This window comes from Oscillibacter sp. (assembly GCF_031978065.1).
Taxonomy (GTDB): domain Bacteria; phylum Bacillota; class Clostridia; order Oscillospirales; family Oscillospiraceae; genus Oscillibacter.
The window spans coordinates 1-4,937 of sequence record NZ_DALZCH010000160.1; the positions used below are offsets into that span (position 1 = coordinate 1).

Consider the following 4,937-nt stretch of genomic DNA (forward strand, 5'->3'; position numbering starts at 1 on the left):
GGCCCGGGCAATCGCGGAAAGCGGCGCGGTAAGCATCGTGGGCGGCGGAGACAGCGCCGCAGCGGTGGAGCAGATGGGCTATGCCGACAGAATTACACATATCTCCACGGGGGGCGGGGCCTCTCTGGAATTTTTAGAGGGCAAAGAGTTGCCCGGCGTGGCCTGTTTGCAAGACAGATAAATGTCAGGCCCGCCTTGCCCGGCCCGGGTTCCTCCGGCCCTCCGTCAGCCTTGAAGCTGCCTTTCCCCGCCGGGCGTTTCCCCATGCTTGTGGAATAACCGAAACATACAGAAAAGGAAGTATCGCTATGAATCGTCGCTACCGTAAAACCGTAATCGCCGGCAACTGGAAAATGAACATGACCGCCACTGAGACGAAGAAGTTTGCCGAGGAAATGAAGAAAATTATGCCCAGAGCCAAGTGGTGTGACACGTTGATCTGTGTCCCTGCCTGCAACATTTCAGCGGCCTTGCGGGCATTTAAAGACCTGCGGATTTCCGTGGGTGCGGAAAATGTCTATTTTGAGGAAAAAGGCGCCTACACCGGGGAAATTTCCGCCGGTATGCTGCGGGATTTGGGCGTGAAGTACGTAATTGTGGGCCACAGCGAGCGGCGGGAGAAGTTCGGAGAGACGGACGCAGGCGTAAATAAAAAGGTCCACGCCGTGCTTGCCGAGGGCATGAGCCCTATTATCTGCGTAGGAGAGAGCCTGGAGCAGCGGGAGATGGGTGTGACAAACGAGTGGGTGACGCTTCAGGTGAAAAGCGCGCTGCACGGCGTTCCCGCCGATAAGCTGCGCCGGTGTATCGTGGCCTACGAGCCCATCTGGGCCATTGGCACCGGAAAAACCGCCACGACGGAGCAGGCGGGCGAGGTGTGCGGCAATATCCGCGCCACCATCCGCGCGCTTTACGGGGCGCGGGTTGCCCGGTCCGTTACCATTCAATACGGAGGGTCTATGACCCCCCAGAACGCGGCGGAACTGCTGGCCCAGCCTGACATCGACGGCGGACTGATCGGCGGCGCATCCCTGAAGCCGGAGCAGTTTGTGGAGATTGTCAACGCAGCCAATCAGGATTAAGCCGCACCGCGTGTTTCTTTGCCGCAATTTTTCGGCGGGGAAGCGGGGCGCGTCCCCCATGTGGCCGGGCCGGGGTCCGGAACCATCGGCTGAGTCAGAAAGAGGTACTTTTATGAATAAAACTCCCACAACGCTGATTATTATGGACGGCTACGGCCTGTCCGACAGTCAGCGGGGAAACGCGGTGTGGGCGGCGAAAACGCCCTGCCTCGATCAGTTTTTTAAGGAATTTCCCCATACCACCCTCTCGGCCTCGGGGCTGGACGTGGGTTTGCCCGCCGGGCAGATGGGCAACAGCGAGGTGGGCCACACCAACATCGGCGGCGGCCGGGTGGTGTTTCAGGACCTGCCCCGGCTGAACAACGCCGTGGCCGACGGCTCATTTTTTGAAAATACCGCCTATCTTCACGCGATGAATGCCTGCGCCGAAAAGGGCACGGCCCTGCACCTGATGGGCCTTTTGTCCGACGGCGGCGTGCATTCCCACATCGACCACCTCTTTGCCCTTTTGAAGCTGGCGAAGGAGAAGGGCCTTGAAAAGATCTATATCCACGCGTTTTTGGACGGACGGGACACCTCCCCCCAGTCGGGCGCGGAGTTTGTGGCCCGGACCGTGGAAAAGTGCCGCCAGCTTGGCGTTGGAAAAATTGCCACCGTCATGGGCCGGTACTATGCGATGGACCGGGACAAACGTTGGGATCGGCTGGAGCAGGCGTATGACGCCATGGTATACGGCGAGGGCGTGGAAACCAATCCCGACGCCGTGGCCGCGGTGCGGGACTCCTATGAAAAGGGCGTGACCGACGAATTTGTGGAGCCGGTGGTCTGCGACGAGGCGGGTACCGTGGGCGACAACGACAGCGTGATTTTCTTCAACTACCGTCCCGACCGGGCGCGGGAGCTGACCCGCGCGCTGGTGGACCCCGCGTTTGACGGCTTTACCCACCAGTATTTCCCCGTGACCTTTGTGTGCACCACAGAGTATGACGCCTCTATGCCCAATGTGGAGGTGGCGTTTCCTCGGCTGAGCGTGCGCAACGGGTTGGGAGAGTATCTCAGCACGTTGGGGATGACCCAGCTTCGCATCGCGGAGACGGAGAAATACGCCCATGTGACCTTCTTCTTTAACGGTGGAACCGAGACAGTGTTCCCCGGAGAGGACCGGGTGCTGGTGGCCTCTCCGAAGGTGCCCACCTATGACCTTCAGCCGGAGATGAGCGCCGCAGAGGTTTGCGAGAAGTGCGTGGAGCGCATTGAGTCCGGGGCGTACGACGTGATTGTTCTGAACTTTGCTAACTGCGACATGGTGGGCCACACCGGCATGCTCGACGCGGCGGTGAAGGCCGTGGAGACTGTGGACGAATGCGTGGGCAAGGTGGTGAATGCCACGCTGAAAATGGGCGGCATCGCCATGATTACCGCCGACCACGGTAACGTAGAGGAGCTGGAGCAGCCGGACGGCAGCCCCTTCACCGCCCACACCACCAATCCGGTGCCCTTTATCCTCTGCGGCGCAGGCAGCGAGCTGCGCCGTGGCGGGAAGCTGGCGGACATTGCTCCGACGATTCTGGACGTGATGGGTCTTGCTTGTCCCGAAGAGATGACGGGCAAGACGCTGATTATAAAATAAGGCACTCATAAAATTAAGACAGTGAACCGCCCGGACGCAAATATTTTTGCGCCCGGGCGGTTATGTATAGTTTTTCCTTTCCTTGGACATACTGCGGGTAAACCAATGGAAAGGACGGTTTTCTATGAACAAACCCAATATGCCGAAAACGGTGCTGGGCGGAGCAGGCTTCTACATAGTCTTGCTCTTGAGCCTGGCGATTGTGGGAGCTTCGGGCTATGCCATTTTGTTTCACGGCGGCAGCACGGCGAGGGAGGATCCGGATGCGTCCACCGCCGCGCCGGACGCGGACCTCTTTGACGATCTGGACCCCAACGGGCCATCGCTGGAGATTCTGGAGCCGGAGACGCTGAAGGTGCCGGATCAGGGTGTTACGGTGCAGGCGCCGGTGCAGATGCCCTCTGTGGAGGTGGACGACACGCCGGTGAAGCCCACGGCCCCCAGCCTTATCGTCTGGCCCCTGCGGGGCGCGGTGGTGTCGACCTTCAGTGTGGACGCGCTGAGCTATGATGCAACCATGGGCGACTGGCGGACCCACGCGGGCGTGGATCTGGCTGCCGAGGTGGGGACCCAGGTAATGGCCGCCTGTGCCGGAAAAGTAACCTCCGTGGAAGACAATCCCCTGATGGGGACCACCGTGGTGATCGAGCACGACGGTGGCTACGTGACCACCTATGCCAATTTGCAGACTGTACCCGCCGTCAAGACCGGAGATACGGTTTCCGCCGGTCAGATTATCGGAGCGGTGGGCTCCACCGCCATTGCGGAAGCCGCCCTGCCCCCCCATTTGCACTTTGCCGTGGAAAAGAACGGAGACGCGGTGAATCCCCAGGCATTTTTAGAGGACTGAAAAAAAGGCGCGCCGTCAGGCGCGCCTTTTTTGTTTTTCAGGGACGCTTGTCCGGAAGAATGGTAATGTGTTTGTGGTAGGTCCAGCGGAAAAACACAAGAGACAGAATGAAGGCCGCAATCTCCGCAATAGGGAAGGCCCACCAGATCAGCCCCAGATCACCCCGCAGACTCAGAAGCCATGCCGCGGGCAGCAGCAGGATTAGCTGGCGGGTGAGGGAAACAAGCATACTGAGAAAGCTGTTTCCCAGAGCCTGAAACATTCCGCTGCAAGCGATACCCACGGCGGCCATGGGGAAGGTAAGGCTGATAATCCGCAGTGCGGGCACGCCGATGTCCAGCATTTCCTCCGAAGCGTCAAACAGCGACAGCAGCTCTCCCGGGAACAGACAGAACAGCAGCGTTCCGGCCACCATGATGCATGCCGCCGTGGCAAGGCTTATTTTAAACGCCTTCAAAATGCGATGCTTGTTTTGTGCGCCATAGTTATAGGCCACAATGGGAATCATGCCGTTGTTCAGGCCGAACACCGGCATGAAGACAAAGCTTTGGAGCTTAAAATATGCGCCAAATACGGAAGCTGCGGTGGTGGTGAAGGGAATCAGGATGCGATTCATCCCGTAGACCATGACGGAGCCGATGGCCTGCATAATGATGGAGGGCACGCCGATGAGATAGATGTCCCGAATCAACTCGCCGCTGGGGCGAAAGCCCTTAAACCGCAGGGGAACCTCCGGGTTTTTGGTGAGGCAGAAGAACAGGGAAAGCGCCATGCCGCACAATTGGCCGAAAACCGTGGCCACCGCCGCGCCCGTCACGCCCATCCGGGGCGCGCCCAGCAGGCCAAAAATCAGAATGGGGTCCAGAATGATATTGATAATGGCCCCGAGTCCCTGGGTAAACATGGTGTAAAGAGTTCGCCCTGTGGACTGAAGCAGGCGCTCAAAGGTAATGCCGAAAAATAGGCTGAAGGACCCGCAGGCGCAGATGGTGAGATAGGAAATCCCGCCCGCGACAATCTCTTCCACGTTGGTCTGGGACTGAAAAAAGGGTGCGGAGCCGAAGGCCCCCACAAAAATGAACAGAAGGGAACTCAGTGCCGCCAGAAACACGCCGTTCAGCGCCACCTTTTGGACCCGTTTTAAATCTCCCGCGCCCAGCGCCCGGCTCAGTAGCGCGTTGATACCCACGGCGGTGCCGGTGGACACAGCGATCATCAGTATCTGAATCGGGAAGGCCAGAGAAACCGCAGTAAAAGCATTTTCCGACACGCGGGCCACAAAAAAGGCGTCCACCACGTTGTACAGCGCCTGCACCAGCAGGGAAACCATCATGGGTAGGGACATATTGAATACTAGCTTGCCGACGGGCATAAC

Annotated in this window: 5 protein-coding genes; 4 read left to right on the forward strand and 1 reads right to left on the reverse strand. The window is 59.0% G+C overall.

Features of this window, described 5'->3' with window-relative positions; genetic code table 11:
• The 4 genes from pgk to RTK01_RS15860 form a co-directional block, all read left to right on the forward strand.
• A partial coding sequence (pgk, locus tag RTK01_RS15845) for a phosphoglycerate kinase (RefSeq protein ID WP_312281899.1) occupies positions 1-181 on the forward strand: 181 nt, incomplete at its 5' end.
• A gap of 127 nt (positions 182-308) precedes the next feature.
• Positions 309-1,082, forward strand: a complete 774-nt coding sequence (gene tpiA, locus RTK01_RS15850) for a triose-phosphate isomerase (protein WP_293009257.1) — start codon at positions 309-311, stop codon at positions 1,080-1,082.
• A 112-nt stretch (positions 1,083-1,194) separates the two neighbouring features.
• Entirely contained in the window at positions 1,195-2,712 is a 1,518-nt protein-coding gene (gpmI, locus tag RTK01_RS15855) for a 2,3-bisphosphoglycerate-independent phosphoglycerate mutase (RefSeq protein WP_312281900.1), read from the forward strand.
• Between the two features lie 124 nt (positions 2,713-2,836).
• Entirely contained in the window at positions 2,837-3,562 is a 726-nt protein-coding gene (locus RTK01_RS15860; RefSeq protein WP_312281901.1) for a M23 family metallopeptidase, read from the forward strand.
• A 37-nt stretch (positions 3,563-3,599) separates the two neighbouring features.
• Here the strand turns inward: RTK01_RS15860 and RTK01_RS15865 are convergent.
• Positions 3,600-4,937, reverse strand: a 1,338-nt coding sequence (locus RTK01_RS15865) for an MATE family efflux transporter (protein WP_312281902.1), incomplete at its 5' end; no start/stop codon positions are given.

Coding starts and splice junctions, on each gene's coding strand:
- tpiA (WP_293009257.1), top strand. CDS start 309: ATGAATCGTCGCTACCGTAAAACCGTAATCGCCGGCAACTGGAAAATG.
- gpmI (WP_312281900.1), top strand. CDS start 1,195: ATGAATAAAACTCCCACAACGCTGATTATTATGGACGGCTACGGCCTG.
- RTK01_RS15860 (WP_312281901.1), top strand. CDS start 2,837: ATGAACAAACCCAATATGCCGAAAACGGTGCTGGGCGGAGCAGGCTTC.